A 15,091-nucleotide genomic window follows, 5' to 3' on the forward strand; every position below is an offset into this window, starting at 1 on the left:
AAATATACTATTAAATATAGTACTACTGTATCTATCTAGACAAAGCTGTTTGCTTAATCTTTTACTAAATTTAAAATTTCCCTATCATCATCTATTATTCAATATTCGGCAATCATTATAGGCAAAGCAAAGAGGAATAAAAATTAAAAATGAGACAAATAGAAGAGTAATTAGTAATAGTCCAAAAAGATTTTTAGTTTTTAGCCAATACTCACTATTCGCGGTTGTTAAAATAAAAGCCGCAAATAAGATAATTATTACCAATTCACATATGGCTAAGCCTGTATAATTTGACGGTGTAAGAACCTGATATAGCCAAAGCCAAAGAGATGCAGGCAGTAGGCAAAGCCACCCAGAAAAGCGTAACCAAAAGGTTATTTTCTTTCGATAAATCTGTTTATCCATTTGTTCTCCTTTCACTTTAAAGTACAATCTTTTGTCCAACATTCCTAATTATAACAATGTGTTCTTTAATAAACAATTTTAGCAATGTTGAGGTAGGTATTTGTGATTTCGTCACACTTTTTTCACATTTACCGTATAAAATAAAAAAGCGATATGGTTAAAACATTAAAACTTCACCATATTACACTCAACTTTTGTTTTTCATTCATACTCCTCCGAGAATAATATAATGAAAAACTTAAATGACTTATTGGTCATTTTCATATCTATCCCTTTCGACCCACGTGTGTTGCGTGGGTTTTTCTATTTCTTTAACAGTTCTAAAGAAAAGCTTTACTAATTTATAAGACAAATTGTACCTTTATTTTATATTTAAAGCATATGATTAATATTGTAGTAAGCAGTTAACTACTTACTACATACTCCCACTTTTTTATTTCATTCATTCTTACTCCTTCAAAGTAGATGAAAACTAACAGGCTCGCATATTTTGCGAGCCTTTTCCTGTATTTTGCTAGCAAGATGTAAAATTATTTCAATGAAAGGTACTGTATTTAAATGTTTTCACCCGCAATTAAGCAGATGCTTGAAGAAAAATCAGGCACCTTTATCATTCCCGCATCCCGAATTGCTTTTGTCGAAGATGACAACCCGCTATATCACGCTTTCTTAATTTTGACCCGTGTTAAATATTCAAAAATCCCCGTACTTGACCGTCAAAATCGAATTGTTGGTTTATTAAGTTTATCAATGATTACCACTGAAATGATGGAAACAAATAAAATTTCTCTAGCACCATTAAATAATTTAAAAGTTCATGATGTTATGCAAACAAAATTTGATAAAGTTAATTTTTCCAAAACAACACTAGAAACACAACTGCATCTATTAGTTGACAATGCATTTCTCCCTGTTGTCGATGATTATGGCGTTTTTCAAGGATTACTAACTAGACGTGAATGGATAAAAGCATTTAATTATATTGCTCATAACTTAAATAAAAAATATAAATTATCACAAATAAAATAACAAGTGCAACTAATATCTTCTTATTTAACTATTATTTTTTCTTATAATAGCATGTACTTTTAATTAAAACGTATTATAATTAAGGTGTATTTTTAAAGGTAATTACTAAGTTATATGCTTGTTAACGAGTATGATGCTTAAACTTATCAAGCTTAAATATATAAAATACAGATAGAATAACATAATAATTATAAGTTTAAATCCATGTAAACTATAATTGTATGAATTTAAACATTTAGTGCTTATAGAAAGATACTAAAATGATGAATGAAACACTCTCTAAGCAATTAACAGTTTTAGTTGATGCTATTATTAAAAATTGGACATACCCAAATAGCCAAGAACTATCTTTAAAAGAAAAACAAAAATTAGTTAACCAACTTAAGAGCATCGATCGTGATACAAATAACTTAAATGAAACAGTAGTGATTACTGATGCTTTTTACAAAGATAAAGTTGATAAACAGCTTAAGACAGTGAACAATAATTTGTCTTGGATTTTTGAAATATTACAACATGAATTGGTTTCTGCTACACAATTACATACCTTACTGATTAATCTTGCGCACAATGAGCAATTTTCAGCTAAAAGTATTAATAAAATTAATTATTATTTTACGGAAACAAATGATTATGGAGATAATGATAACTTTATCACCATGTCTTCTTCTGATGTCCTTGATTCACTTGAACGCTCTAAAATTTTACAAATTAACCCATCTAAGAATGCACATCAATTTAAAAATAAAAAAAATGGTTACTCACACATAAATAAAAAAAAGAATACGAGACAAAATAAGATTATCAAATTAAAAGATTATTCAATGAAAGAAAGCTAAGCTTTCTTTTTTTGTTGCATTTTTTTATTGAAAAGTGCAGGCTATATATTAATAATTTAGACTTATTCTAATTAAATCGCAATATTTAGTGATAGAATTTAAAATATATAAATCAGTTTGTAGGAGGCAAAATAATTTATGAATTTAAAACAGCAGTGGAAATTTATTCTTGTACTAGTTATCGGTATTTTTGGACTCATTTGTCAATTCGGCATTCATCCTAGTAGCTTATTTGAAATTGGCAAATTACAATTTCCAATTCAAACAATCTTAATTGATCTGGTGGGAATTATGATGTCTATTTCGTTATTTAATGAAATTTTGAGTGACTTTAAATCTGGTCGATATGGTGTTGATATTTTAGCTATCATTGCTGTCGTTTCAACAATTTTAATTGGTGATTACTGGGCTGAATGGATGATTCTCATCATGATGACTGGTGGTCAAACTTTAGAAGACTATGCAACTGGTCAAGCTGATAAAGAACTACGGTCCTTATTAAGTAATTCTCCTACAATCGCTAATAAAATTGTAAATAATAAATTGATTTCAGTTGCTGTTGATCAACTTCAGGTCAATGATCATGTTTTAATCAAACCTGGTGAACAAGTTCCTGTCGATGGCTATGTCGTTAATGGCGAATCCAGCTTTGATCAATCATCACTTACTGGTGAATCTATTCCGGTTAATAAAAAAATTGGCGATGAATTAATGTCTGGCTCAATTAATGGTAGTGTTGCTGTGGAAATGGTTGTTAATAAAAAAGCCAGCGATTCGGAATATCAAACTATTGTTTCACTAGTTAAATCTTCTCAGTCACAACCAGCAAAATTTGTTAAAATGGCAGATCGTTACGCTGTACCTTTTACAATTATTTCTTTAACGATCGGAATTGCTGCTTGGATTCATTCAGGAAATCCAGTTAATTTTGCCGAAGTAATGGTTGTCGCATCACCCTGCCCTCTATTAATTGCGGCTCCAGTTGCCATTGTCTCTGGAATGAGTTCAATGTCTAAAAATCACATTATTGTTAAGTCTGGACCAACAATCGAAAAACTTGCAACTGCAAAAACATTTGCCTTTGATAAAACTGGAACACTCACTGAAAATCAATTAGTTATCGATGAAATTGTTCCTGCTGATAATGGAAGTAATTATAGTAAAGAAACTATTCAAAGCTATGCGACGAGCGTTGAACAGCAATCAACACATATCATCGCTAATTCATTAGTTGATGCTACTGATAAAAGCTTACTGCAACCTGCTACCGATATTCAGGAAACGACTAGCCAAGGAATCAGCGGAAAAGTTGCAGGACATACCGTCAAGGTTGGAAAACTTAGTTTCATTGAACCTGATAAATCTATTCAAGCAGTTAATTCAACCGCTATTTACATTTCAATTGATGACAAGTACGCTGGCTATATTACCTTTAAAGATCAAGTTCGACCAGAAAGTGCCGAAACAGTTGCTCGACTAAAAAGGCAGAGTAATGCACATATTATGATGCTAACCGGTGATCACAAAGATGTTGCCACCAAAATTGGTCAAGATGTTGGCGTTAATGATATTCGTTATAACTTATTACCAGCACAAAAAATTGAAGCTATTAAAAACGTGCCAACAGACCAGCGACCAGTTGTAATGACAGGAGATGGAATCAATGACGCACCAAGCTTATCAGCTGCAGATGTAGGAATTGCAATGGGAGCTAAGGGAGCCTCAGCGGCCAGTGAAAGTGCTGATGCCATCATTATGGTAAATGACCTGTCTAAAATTAATGATGCTGTAGCGATTGCCAAACATACTATGAAAGTAGCAAATATCGACGTTTTAACTGCTATTACAATAGTTGTTATTATTGAATTAATTGCATTCACAGGAGTTATTCCAGCCTTTTGGGGAGCTATTTTACAAGAAATTGTTGATATGATTTCAATTAGTTTAGCCTTACTTGCTAAAACAAAACCCAAAACCATGGCAGAAACAGGAATTTTACCAAGTAAATAATTGCTAAATAAAAAATATATCTAAAATAGCTAATAATCCTTAAAGGGAGTCAAAAAGTTGTCTAACTTTTTGACTCCCTTTATTTTGTTAATTAAAGTGTTAATTTACTTACATATTTTTGGCTTTATAACCAAAATAATCATTTATAATAAAATTGTTAGGTATTTATCAAATAAAACCCAAAAAATTATATAAAATATGAGCCATTATTGAATAGCGCAAGTCCTTAGTCTTCACATATACCCATGCTAATATGCTTCCTAATGCCCAATATACGAAAAGAAACTTGGTAAAGGCGGGGTTATGAGCATAGCCAAAAACAAAGCCACTCACAATAATTCCTAACCATTTATTTAAAATACTTTTATTCCCAAAAAAGGTATTAAATAGCATGCCACGAAAAATAGTTTCCTCAAAAAGCGGTGCAACTATAACTACCATCGGTCTAAAGTAAACACCTGCTTTTTGCGAAATTTCATTTAGCTGCATTTGATTGGCTGAAGTCGTATGTCCGTTAATACCCAGTAAGATAGGTATCCCTATGCTTACGCAAATTAGTAAAATAAAACCAAGACATGCAACTAGCAAACGGTGCATGTCCCAATGTGGACTTGCATTATATTTCCAAACATTTTTCCTTCTCAATTGGCCACGATAAAGATAAAATAATAGAGATAATACCAAGACGGTAATTGTCACTACGGTTATCATATATACATTTACATCAAGATGATATTTCTGCATAACTTTCTGAGGATAAAAATACAGTGGCTGAACGAAGGAGTATAAAAGAAAAGATACAATCATGATAATAATATTCCCCAGGAAATAAATTGCTTTTTTCATCATCTAACATCCTATTCTTAAAATTTGATTTTGCTTGCTTATCAAGTATATCATCCTTTAACTTTTGACAGTAATTGTCACGTTTTAAAAAGTTCGAAACATTTTTTCAAAATTGATAACAATCACTAAATCTTGGGCAATTCAATTATGATATTGATATATTTATTATAAGGTAATAATTATGGTTAGTTTTTTTAGTCAGGCAAAGTCGTTCAGCTGGCTTTCAATAATTGTATTTATATCGTTTGTTCTTTTTTTAACCTTTTGGCTAATTGAACCACGTCGATTAATTAATGGTATTTTCTTTACCTTTTTCCTTTTTTTAGCAATTGTTTGGTTATCTGCTTTAATTCTGATAACCAATTCTCATTTTTTGATTTTAACTTATAAAATTTTAATAGGTTTAGTTATTAGTCTATTCGTATTGTTACTTGCTTTTTCTTGGATCTTTTTTCTCTGGAATGCATATATCGTTTGGCACCATGAAAGTCATACAATTGGTAATCTACTAACACTTTTTCTTGGGTTTGCCATCTTGATTTCGTGGATACTAATCATTGGTCCGTTTAGGCAACTACCCTCTTGGATTAAGTTCCTTTCCCTAGCACCAGCGGGTATTATTATTTATTTAGTTCTTGTGGCCTATAACTTTCTCATTAATCTTTTATTATATCAGTTTGTTCCCCGACAATATAATCAAGACTATTTAATAGTTTTAGGTTCTGGCTTGTCTAATGGCAAAAAAGTAACTCCCCTGTTGGCAACTCGCATTAATTGTGCTATTCAATATGCTGATAAGCAAATAAAAAAAGGAAACAAAGCACCTAAATTCATCATGTCAGGCGGAAAGGGTAATGATGAAGATATTTCCGAAGCCCAAGCAATGGCTGAATACGCAATTGACCAAGGTATTAATCCGAATCTTATCTTATGTGAAAGTAGGTCTAAAAATACTTACCAAAATATGCTTTTTTCGTCTAGCCTTGCTTTTCAAGACTTTGGAAGCTCAAAATATCGAGCAAAATTTTTCAGTAACAACTACCATATTTTTCGTGCTTCGCTTATTGCTAAAGCAGCCGGATTAAACGCTAATGGAATTGGTTGTTATACTAGATTTTACTTTTTACCAAACGCAATTATGAGGGAATTTGTAGGAGTCTTACTAATTAATAAAAAACGTCATTTAATTATAACTATTGCAATACTGCTTTTTTTCACTTTAGCAACAGTGATCAACCTTATATGGTAGATATAAATTGAACTCACTTACTAAAAAGTAATTTTAATTTATAGTTTAAGTGGGCTTTAATTTTTAGAAATGTTAAACTAGTGTCTATTAATCTATAACTTACTAATAATTTATACAAGGAAATAAATATGTTACAATTAAAAAATTTACGCAAAACATATCATATTGGAGATACATCAACTCATGCATTGAATGACGTTTCTGTCTCATTTCGTAACCAAGAATTTGTGGCTATTTTAGGACCTAGTGGCTCTGGCAAGACAACAATGTTAAATGTTATTGGCGGACTTGATCGATATGACAGTGGCGACTTGATTATCAATGGCAAATCAACTAAAAATTTCAAAGAGACTGACTGGGATGCTTATCGAAATAATTCTGTTGGCTTTGTTTTTCAAAACTATAACTTAATTTCACACTTATCAATCAGTGCCAATGTAGAACTAGGAATGAATCTATCTGGGATCTCAGCAGTTGAACGTCATAAGCGTGCAATCAATGCCCTAACACAAGTTGGATTGAAAGATCAGATTCACAAAAACCCCAATCAATTATCGGGTGGTCAAATGCAACGAGTAGCAATTGCTAGAGCATTAGCTAATAACCCTGACATTTTACTTTGTGATGAACCGACAGGTGCTTTAGATACTGAAACATCAGAACAAATTATGCAGTTGATTAAAAAGCTATCTCAGGATCGCTTAGTTATAATGGTTACACACAATCCGGAGCTAGCCACAGAATATGCAACTAGAATTGTTAATTTTCAAGATGGTAGGATATTGAATGATTCTAATCCATTCACACCAACTGATGAAAGTGACACCTTCAACTTAAAGCGGACGAAAATGTCATATTGGAATGCAATCAAACTTAGTTTTACCAATATTTTAACTAAAAAAGGAAGAACCACTTTAACTGCATTTGCTTCAAGCATTGGTATTATTTCAATTGCGATTGTATTAGCTTTATCTAATGGTTTTCAAAAACAGATAGACACAACAATGAGCAAAGCATTAGCTAAGTATCCAGTTTCTATCACTCAAAGTGCTACTAACTTAGATAGTTTTTCCTCAAAAAATGATACCAATCAGATAGCCAAAAATCGGGGTTATGTGACCGTTAGAAAAGCTAAGGCGCAACAAAATGCTCATAGAAACAAAATTTCAAAAAGTTATATTAATTATGTAAAACGAATTAATCCGGACTATGCAAATAATATTTCTTATCAAGTTGCTGTAAACTTGAATCTTTTAGGAAAAGTTAATGGTAAAATTAAGCGCGTACAATTTTCTCCATTAGAAGCGGGATCCACGATGTCACAAGCATATTCTCAAATACAAACCCAAGCTGCTGGCATGTCATTCATGGGCTCAACAGTTTTTCCAACTACACTTGATAAAAGTAAAGGTAATATTTTAAAAGAAAACTATCGTTTATTATCTGGCACTTGGCCCCAAAAATTAACTGATTTAGTTTTAGTTGTAGATGATCAAAACACCGTTATTGATAATGTGCTTAAAAATCTTGGTTTTACCATTAAAGATGGTGATAAAGTTGACCTTAATAAGTTAGTTGGTCGAGAGTTTAAAATTGTTGATAACAATAATTATTATCAGCAATTACCTACTGGGATGTTTATTCCAAAAAAAGTAGACCAAGAAATGTATAACCGTAGCAATATTAAACTTCGAATTGTTAGTGTAATTAGACCTAAAAGTAAAGATTCTATGGAGCTTCTGTCTCACGGAATTGTATATAATGACCGTTTGGCATTAAAGATTATTAAGCAAAATCAAAAATCTGCTATTGTCAAAGCTCAACAAAAATCTGATCAAAACGTGATGACTGGTCAAAGCATGAACTCCGCTGCTAAAAAGCAAATGCTCCAATCAATTGGTGGCTCAGTTATTCCTGCAGGAATTATGATTTATCCAAATAATTTTGATTCAAAAACTAAAGTTTTAAACTATTTAGACAAATGGAATAAAGGAAAGAATAAAAAAGATCAAATTGTTTACACCGATATGTCTAGTGCAGTGACATCAATGACTGGTGGCTTGCTTAACGGAATCACTACAGTATTAGTTGCTTTTGCAGCAATTTCATTGGTAACTTCAATGATTATGATTGGTATTCTAACCTATACTTCAGTTTTAGAAAGAACAAAAGAAATTGGTATTTTGAAAGCTTTAGGAGCAAGAAAAAAAGATATTACACGCGTTTTTGATGCTGAGACATTTATTTTGGGTGTTTTCTCAGGAATTTTAGGAATTATCATTGCTTGGCTACTGATTTTTCCAATTAACAGCATACTGTATTCCATAACTGACCTATCAAATGTTGCCCAGTTAAATCCACTTCATGCATTAATTCTAATTATTATTTCGACAATTTTAACCATGATAGGAGGCCACTTGCCTGCTAGAATGGCTGCTAGAAAAGATGCAGCAATTGCTTTAAGAAGTGAATAGGTTTCCCAAAATAAGGATAGCAAAAAGGGGTGTCATTGTTACATGTGAAACAATGACACCCCTTTTCATATTTCTTAATATTATAAATTAGTGGAAAAAGATTTCTTCTATTGACAAATTGGCATATACCAATTTATAATTAATTTAGTTATTTTGGGAGGAATACATATGAAAGTTATAATTACAGGTAATAAAGCTGAAGCAAGTACAAAAGCGTTTGAAATCTTTCAAAAAAGCATCGAAAGTGGTGCTAAAGTTATCGGTTTAGCCACTGGTTCCACGCCTGAAGATCTTTATCAACAATGGACTAAGAGCAATTTAGATAACAGCAAATTGACTAGTATCAATTTAGATGAATATGTTGGTCTTTCAGCCGATAATGACCAAAGCTATCATTATTTTATGCAAAAGCATTTATTTGAACAAAAGCCATTTAAGAATTCATATGTACCTGATGGTATTAAAGCTATCAAGGATCCTGAAGGGACTTCTGCTGATTACAACCAGATCATTCAGGACAATCCAATCGACATCCAACTTCTTGGTCTAGGACAAAATGGTCACATCGCTTTTAATGAACCCGGAACCTCTTTTGATTCAGTCACTCATGAAGTGAAACTAACCAAAAACACTATTAAAGCTAACTCTCGGTTCTTCAGCAATATTGATGAAGTGCCTAAATCTGCAATTTGTATGGGAATTGCTAATATTATGTCTGCTAAAAAGATTGTAATCATGGCTTTTGGTGAAAATAAAGCCGATGCTGTCAAGAAGATGGTTGAGGGGCCAGTAACTGAAGAAGTCCCTGCCTCCATTTTACAAAATCATGGCAACGTTACTTTAATTGTCGATCAAGAAGCCGCAAGCAAATTAAATGAAAATTATCGTTAATATCTTGTCATACCTTTTTAAAGAGCTGCTTTAAGTAGCTCTTTTTATTTTAATATATTAACGCAATATTGTATATGATTGGTGCATATCATTAGGCTGGCTAAATATTGTGTATTATAATTAGGATATACTTAGAAAGGATGGTGATTAATTGAAGCGGAGTAAAAAATGGTTACTGATCCTCTGGATAATTTTATTATTACCCATACCAGTTTACCTTCTTTGGGAAAATAATAATCTTTGGCAACAATATTTAAAGATTAGCTTGCCTTCATTAGGTAAGCTTAACCCAATTTTTTCCTGGTACTTAGTAGGTATCAGTGCAGTTATCCTTTTAATACTAGTTATTAGTTTGATAACCATCTTATTCTGGCCAGTACAACGATACTTCAATTTAATTCATAAGCGGGACGGACAAGTTAAAATCACCAGTAAAGCAATTAATGGTTATGTGATGAATTCTTTAGCGGACTTACCATATTTGAACAAAGCCAAGGTTGATTCAAGGTTAACTAATCGTAAAATTAAAATACGGATTAGTGGTGATCTCGGTTCTAGTGAAAACGTATCAAACCTGCTTAATGATTATTTAGCAGAACTGGAAAAAAACCTCAAACAATATTTAGGAATTGAGCAGAAGCCCAAAATCAAAATCAAATTTGTAAACTATCATTCTTCTGCTAAATCAGAACAACGAGTTCAATAAAGGAGGCAGAAATGAAAGAAAATTTACAAAAGTACTTTCCAGAAATAAGTGGTGCAATACTTGGAACACTATTAGCATTTTGCTTTATAGGATTGGGATTTTTTAAGACGATTTTTGTAATAGTAATGTTAGTTGTTGGTGCTTTAGTTGGTCATTATGGACCATTGCTTAAAAATTTAAAAAACAAATAAACATATGAAAGGAAATTTATATGACAGAAAATAATTCAAAACACGAAGTTAAAGGTGACTTAAATTATGATTCAAAGGTAATTCAAAAAATTATTGGAATTGCTTTATCTGATATTAAAGGACTCCTAACAGTTAATGGTGGTTTCTTCTCAAACTTAGCTGATAAAATCGTTAATACCGACGATGTTACCAATGGCATCAATGTTGAAGTTGGCAAAAAGCAAGTTGCCGTTGACATTGAAATTGTCGCAGAATACGGTGTTGAAATAGCCAAGTTATATGACCAAATCAAGAAAAAGATTTATGATAAAGTTAAAGAAATGACCGGCTTGGATACAGTTGAAGTCAATGTTACTGTTGTCGATATTAAGACTAAAGAGCAACATGAAAAAGATTCCGTTAGCTTGCAAGACAAAATCACTGGCACAACCAAAGATGCTAAAGAAAAAATTGGTAGCCGCGTAGATAAAGTTGAAAACAAAATTGACGATAAGACAGAAGATATTAAAAAAAAACAAATGACTAATAGAGTAAACTAAACTTTAACTGGGGTGTAATCAAAAAGTTTATCATTTACTAATTAGTTTTAAATACACGATCCCAATATTTATTGGGGCGTGTATTTTATTTGTTAGGTCTTTTAATATTGTTAAAACAATATACATAAATTTAAGTATCCATTTAATTTATCCTAACAAGCTGATCATAAAATCGTTCAGATAATTACAGTTCAACTAAGTAAACAGCTGTTTCTCCAAAAACATCATTATAGCAGTCACTTTTTTGAAACACAGTCTGAGTAATAATCATTAATTTAGGTGTATCTCAGTATGTCTAACAATTATGAAACACCTCAATTGCGTGAGATTAATTCATAACTACATCTCTTTCGAGTTTCAACCAAGATTTTTATAAGTTTCACGTGTAACATGTTTTGTGATCAATAGACAAGCAAAAAATTGTACTGTATTATACAAAATCACTTGACATTTGCCATCCAATTTCAATTTATTTTTCTCTTGTTTGCCACTATATATTGTACTAAACTAGGAAGTAATCAAGATATAGTATTTAAGAAAGAACGTGATGACAGTTATTGTTTTAAGTGGGCCAATTGGAGCCGGTAAATCCAGTTTAACCAGTATTTTAGCTGAACATTTAGGTACACAAGCTTTCTATGAGGGAGTTGATAATAATCCGGTCCTTCCCTTGTATTATCAAGATATGAAACGATATACTTTTTTGCTTAATATCTATCTACTCAACCATCGTTTGGCTCAAATTAATCAAGCAATTAAGGAAAAGAACAGTGTTTCGGATCGTTCAATTTATGAAGATGCTCTCTTCTTTAAAATGAATGCGGAAAATTCTGTTGCTGATCCAACAGAATTTAAAATTTACGATAGTTTGCTGAAAAATATGCTGGAAGATACTCCAGGTAATCCGAGTAAAAAACCTGACTTATTGATCTATATTCACGTATCACTTGATACCATGCTAAATAGAATCAAAAAGCGCGGTCGCTCTTACGAGCAGATAAGTACGGACCCCAGCTTAAAGGATTATTATTCGCGCTTGATTAATTATTACGAGCCATGGTATGAAAGTTATAACGCATCACCGAAAATGTCAATTGATGGTGATCAGTTTGATTTTATCCTCGATGAAACTGCTAAAAAAGAAGTTTTAAAGCAAATTGACGATAAACTGCTTACGATTGGAAATTTATAATGAAGAAGGAAAGTGATGACAGTTATTGTTTTAAGTGGGCCAATTGGAGCCGGTAAATCCAGTTTAACCAGTATTTTAGCTAATTATTTAGGAACTAAACCTTTTTATGAAAGTGTTGATAATAACCCCGTCTTACCACTCTTTTATGCAGATCCTAAAAATTATGCCTTTTTATTACAAGTATTTTTCTTAAACACACGTTTTAGAAGTATCAAAGATGCATTGACTGATGACAATAATGTTCTTGATCGCTCAATTTATGAAGATGCTCTCTTTTTCCAGATGAATGCCGATATAGGCCGTGCAACTAAAGAAGAAATTGACACATACTATGAACTTTTAAATAATATGATGACTGAGCTTAATCATATGCCAAAAAAGAACCCTGATTTATTAGTTCACATTAAAGTGTCATATAATACAATGCTTAAAAGAATTAAAAAACGTGGTCGTCCTTATGAGCAACTTAGTTATGATGCAACACTTGAAGACTATTATAAACGCTTATTACGCTATTATAAGCCGTGGTATGAAAATTATGATCACTCGCCCAAAATGGAAATTGATGGCGATCAGCTTGACTTTATGACCAATGACCAAGATAGGGAAATTGTTCTAGATCAAATTGTTAAAAAGTTAAAAGAGATTGGAAAATTACCTCAATCATGGGATAAATCAACTGAAATTGAAATTGCAAAACAATAATATACAACCTAATTAAAAACAGTCAGTCTAAAAGACAATATTCTTTTTTCTAGATTAGAATAAATTATTAATTTTTTAGTTAAGGACTAATTCTTGATATTCCATCAGGATTGGTCCTTTTTATTTGTCCTTATTTCTTTTGCATTGCAATACTCGACGTAGTCTTTAATTACATCTTCTAGTTTATCAAGATTTTTCAAATTTTCTCAAAGCCGTAAAACATTTCACAATTAAGAATCATTAAGAGTTGCATAATCCTATGAATCATGGACCAAAATAGAAATTTTAAGTTCTTAAATTAAGAAATTTCTAGTCCTTGGTGTGAAATAGTGGCGGGCATAACCTTTTAACTATAAACTTCAATGATTAGTGTCCAGTAAATCTTTTGCTCAATTAGTTACAACTCATTTTACATATCTTTGATTAATATTATTACTAAAGACGTTAGAAATATAAAAACGAGTAAGAATTTGAAAATCATGTCAATCTAGCAGAAAAACTAAATTGTTAATACTTATTTGAGCAATATCTTATATGTCTCAATTCAATTGAAATTCATTTTGCATGAAAAGCTGTTAATATTGGTAATTAAAACATCAACTTTAGATCATTTATGTTATGCTTATAGATAATTTCTTGCATGTTTGATCACGACAGCTAATAAAACATGCACCTACTGGAAAAATGAATTATAAAGGAGTTAACCAATGAATTACATTATCTCAATCTTGCCTTCTTTACTTTCAGGTGCGCAAATGACTTTACTTTTATTTTTCTGGACAATTATTATTTCTATTCCTTTAGGAATTATTGTTAGTATAGGCTTATTGTCTCCTTTTAAGCTCTTACGGCTGTTCTTGAAATTTTATGTCTGGATTATGCGCGGAACACCCTTATTGCTGCAGCTTATTTTCATTTTTTATGGGTTACCAATCATTGGAATTATTTTCCAACGTTATGACGCCGCTTTATTTGCCTTAATTATTAATTATTCTGCTTATTTTGCAGAAATTTTTCGTGGCGGTTTTCAATCCGTACCTACAGGTCAATATGAAAGTGCCCATGTTCTCCAACTTAACTCCTGGCAAACTCTTCAACACGTTATTATTCCCCAAGTAAACAAAATTGTGATACCGTCAATCGGCAATGAAATCATTAATCTTGTTAAAGATACTTCCTTGGTTTACGTAATTGGATTAGGCGAACTTCTACGAGCCGGAAATGTTGCAACAGCACGTGATGTCACCTTAATTCCTCTTATCCTAGTCGGTGTTATTTATTTGATAATGACTGGCTTAATTTCGTTTCTATTGAAGCAAATAGAACAAAATTATTCAAAGTGGAAATAAGTGAAAAGGAAAAATTATGCTTGAATTAAAAAATATTACTAAAAAATTTGGTTCAAAAGTTATTCTAAATAAGCTTAATCTTACAATCCCTGATAAACAAATTCTTGCAATTGTTGGCTCATCTGGTGCAGGTAAAACCACCTTACTACGCTGTCTTAATGGACTTGAAAAAGTCGATGAGGGACATTTTTATTGGAATAACAAAGAGTTCAACCCAACTCAACCTCGTCAAAATGAACAAATTATGGGCGTTGTCTTCCAAAACTACGAACTTTTTCCTAACCTAACAGTAATTAATAATATAACGCTCGCTCCAACCCTAGTATCAAAAGAAAAACTTTCCGTCGCTCAAGAAACTGCTCGAAAACTGCTTAATGAACTTGACTTAGTTAACGCAGAACAATTATATCCTTACCAACTTTCCGGAGGACAAAAGCAACGAGTAGCCATTGCTCGAGCAATGGCTATGAAACCTCGAATTTTATGTTACGATGAGCCAACTTCTGCATTGGATCCAGTATTACGAAACAAAATTGCAGATATCATTTTACAACTAAAAAGCCAAAATCAAATAACACAAATTATTGTTACCCATGATATGGAGTTTGCTAATCAAATCGCTGATATGGTTTTTACAGTTAATGCTTTAGATAAATGAGAAGGTAA

The 15,091-nt window shown here is 31.8% G+C and carries 14 protein-coding genes; 13 read left to right on the forward strand and 1 reads right to left on the reverse strand.

Annotated elements, in window-relative coordinates; all coding sequences use genetic code 11:
- Positions 1-963 precede the first annotated feature (963 nt).
- From cbpB to F5ESL0246_RS07920, 3 genes are all read left to right on the forward strand, one after another.
- Entirely contained in the window at positions 964-1,434 is a 471-nt protein-coding gene (gene cbpB / locus F5ESL0246_RS07910; protein WP_122019468.1) for a cyclic-di-AMP-binding protein CbpB, read from the forward strand.
- A gap of 260 nt (positions 1,435-1,694) precedes the next feature.
- Entirely contained in the window at positions 1,695-2,273 is a 579-nt protein-coding gene (locus tag F5ESL0246_RS07915) for a hypothetical protein (protein WP_122019471.1), read from the forward strand.
- 138 nt (positions 2,274-2,411) lie between these two features.
- The gene (locus tag F5ESL0246_RS07920; protein WP_122019475.1) at positions 2,412-4,283 is read left to right on the forward strand and encodes a heavy metal translocating P-type ATPase; all 1,872 of its coding nucleotides are present in this window, start codon (positions 2,412-2,414) and stop codon (positions 4,281-4,283) included.
- A gap of 168 nt (positions 4,284-4,451) precedes the next feature.
- On the opposite strand, the gene F5ESL0246_RS07925 is transcribed toward F5ESL0246_RS07920, so the two are convergent.
- Entirely contained in the window at positions 4,452-5,132 is a 681-nt protein-coding gene (locus F5ESL0246_RS07925) for a CPBP family intramembrane glutamic endopeptidase (protein ID WP_233551621.1), read from the reverse strand.
- Positions 5,133-5,310: 178 nt separating this feature from the next.
- Between F5ESL0246_RS07925 and F5ESL0246_RS07930 the strand changes: the two genes are divergently transcribed.
- From F5ESL0246_RS07930 to F5ESL0246_RS07975, 10 genes are all read left to right on the forward strand, one after another.
- Entirely contained in the window at positions 5,311-6,378 is a 1,068-nt protein-coding gene (locus F5ESL0246_RS07930; protein WP_122019479.1) for a YdcF family protein, read from the forward strand.
- A 128-nt stretch (positions 6,379-6,506) separates the two neighbouring features.
- Positions 6,507-8,852: an ABC transporter ATP-binding protein/permease gene (locus F5ESL0246_RS07935; RefSeq protein WP_122019482.1), complete on the forward strand. Its 2,346-nt coding sequence runs from the start codon at positions 6,507-6,509 to the stop codon at positions 8,850-8,852.
- A 168-nt stretch (positions 8,853-9,020) separates the two neighbouring features.
- Entirely contained in the window at positions 9,021-9,743 is a 723-nt protein-coding gene (locus F5ESL0246_RS07940; RefSeq protein WP_122019485.1) for a glucosamine-6-phosphate deaminase, read from the forward strand.
- A 151-nt stretch (positions 9,744-9,894) separates the two neighbouring features.
- Positions 9,895-10,449, forward strand: a complete 555-nt coding sequence (amaP, locus tag F5ESL0246_RS07945; RefSeq protein ID WP_122019489.1) for an alkaline shock response membrane anchor protein AmaP — start codon at positions 9,895-9,897, stop codon at positions 10,447-10,449.
- An 11-nt stretch (positions 10,450-10,460) separates the two neighbouring features.
- Complete coding sequence (locus tag F5ESL0246_RS07950; protein ID WP_122019493.1) at positions 10,461-10,640, forward strand: DUF2273 domain-containing protein; 180 nt, start codon at positions 10,461-10,463, stop codon at positions 10,638-10,640.
- A gap of 20 nt (positions 10,641-10,660) precedes the next feature.
- Positions 10,661-11,179: an Asp23/Gls24 family envelope stress response protein gene (locus F5ESL0246_RS07955; protein WP_122019497.1), complete on the forward strand. Its 519-nt coding sequence runs from the start codon at positions 10,661-10,663 to the stop codon at positions 11,177-11,179.
- Between the two features lie 544 nt (positions 11,180-11,723).
- Complete coding sequence (locus tag F5ESL0246_RS07960) at positions 11,724-12,371, forward strand: deoxynucleoside kinase (protein ID WP_122019501.1); 648 nt, start codon at positions 11,724-11,726, stop codon at positions 12,369-12,371.
- Positions 12,372-12,386: 15 nt separating this feature from the next.
- Positions 12,387-13,076: a deoxynucleoside kinase gene (locus F5ESL0246_RS07965; protein WP_122019505.1), complete on the forward strand. Its 690-nt coding sequence runs from the start codon at positions 12,387-12,389 to the stop codon at positions 13,074-13,076.
- Positions 13,077-13,783: 707 nt separating this feature from the next.
- On the forward strand, positions 13,784-14,425 hold the full coding sequence (locus F5ESL0246_RS07970; protein ID WP_122019508.1) for an amino acid ABC transporter permease: 642 nt from the start codon (positions 13,784-13,786) through the stop codon (positions 14,423-14,425).
- Positions 14,426-14,441: 16 nt separating this feature from the next.
- Positions 14,442-15,083 carry an amino acid ABC transporter ATP-binding protein gene (locus F5ESL0246_RS07975; RefSeq protein ID WP_122019511.1) on the forward strand — a complete coding sequence of 214 codons (642 nt, stop codon included), beginning with the start codon at positions 14,442-14,444 and terminating at the stop codon, positions 15,081-15,083.
- The last annotated feature ends 8 nt before the right edge of the window (positions 15,084-15,091 follow it).

It is taken from the genome of Lactobacillus sp. ESL0246, from assembly GCF_003692965.1.
GTDB lineage: Bacteria > Bacillota > Bacilli > Lactobacillales > Lactobacillaceae > Lactobacillus.

Bases quoted from the DNA above. Each gene is read 5' to 3' on its own strand.
- F5ESL0246_RS07930 (WP_122019479.1), top strand. From the start codon at position 5,311: ATGGTTAGTTTTTTTAGTCAGGCAAAGTCGTTCAGCTGGCTTTCAATA.
- F5ESL0246_RS07920 (WP_122019475.1), top strand. From the start codon at position 2,412: ATGAATTTAAAACAGCAGTGGAAATTTATTCTTGTACTAGTTATCGGT.
- F5ESL0246_RS07925 (WP_233551621.1), bottom strand. From the start codon at position 5,132: ATGATGAAAAAAGCAATTTATTTCCTGGGGAATATTATTATCATGATT.
- F5ESL0246_RS07915 (WP_122019471.1), top strand. From the start codon at position 1,695: ATGATGAATGAAACACTCTCTAAGCAATTAACAGTTTTAGTTGATGCT.
- F5ESL0246_RS07970 (WP_122019508.1), top strand. From the start codon at position 13,784: ATGAATTACATTATCTCAATCTTGCCTTCTTTACTTTCAGGTGCGCAA.
- F5ESL0246_RS07975 (WP_122019511.1), top strand. From the start codon at position 14,442: ATGCTTGAATTAAAAAATATTACTAAAAAATTTGGTTCAAAAGTTATT.
- F5ESL0246_RS07940 (WP_122019485.1), top strand. From the start codon at position 9,021: ATGAAAGTTATAATTACAGGTAATAAAGCTGAAGCAAGTACAAAAGCG.
- cbpB (WP_122019468.1), top strand. From the start codon at position 964: ATGTTTTCACCCGCAATTAAGCAGATGCTTGAAGAAAAATCAGGCACC.
- F5ESL0246_RS07935 (WP_122019482.1), top strand. From the start codon at position 6,507: ATGTTACAATTAAAAAATTTACGCAAAACATATCATATTGGAGATACA.
- F5ESL0246_RS07955 (WP_122019497.1), top strand. From the start codon at position 10,661: ATGACAGAAAATAATTCAAAACACGAAGTTAAAGGTGACTTAAATTAT.
- F5ESL0246_RS07950 (WP_122019493.1), top strand. From the start codon at position 10,461: ATGAAAGAAAATTTACAAAAGTACTTTCCAGAAATAAGTGGTGCAATA.
- F5ESL0246_RS07965 (WP_122019505.1), top strand. From the start codon at position 12,387: ATGACAGTTATTGTTTTAAGTGGGCCAATTGGAGCCGGTAAATCCAGT.